The organism is Bacillus cereus group sp. BfR-BA-01355, from assembly GCF_022663675.1.
GTDB classification, from domain to species: domain Bacteria; phylum Bacillota; class Bacilli; order Bacillales; family Bacillaceae_G; genus Bacillus_A; species Bacillus_A thuringiensis_S.
This window is the reverse complement of the sequence record NZ_JAKUFY010000468.1, coordinates 1-223: the sequence shown is the minus strand read 5'-3', so window position 1 is coordinate 223 and position 223 is coordinate 1. Positions and strand designations below refer to the sequence as shown.

Here is a 223-nt window from a genome sequence, read left to right as displayed (position 1 = left end):
GAAGAGTCAAAAGAAGAAGTAAAAGAACCAACGAAAGAAGTGGAAGAGTCAAAAGAAGAAGTGAAAGAACCAACAAAAGAAGTTGAAGAAGCGAAAGAGGAAGTAAAAGAGTCAACAAAGGAAGTGGAAGAGTCAAAAGAAGAAGTGAAAGAACCAACAAAAGAAGTTGAAGAAGCGAAAGAGGAAGTAAAAGAGCCAAAAGGAAATAATCAGGTTGTTGAAA

General features: G+C 35.9%; 1 protein-coding gene. It reads left to right on the top strand.

All coding sequences use genetic code 11. From position 1 onward, the window contains the following. The coding region (locus tag MR167_RS33865) for a hypothetical protein (protein WP_242316315.1) at window positions 1–223 on the top strand (223 nt) is incomplete at both ends.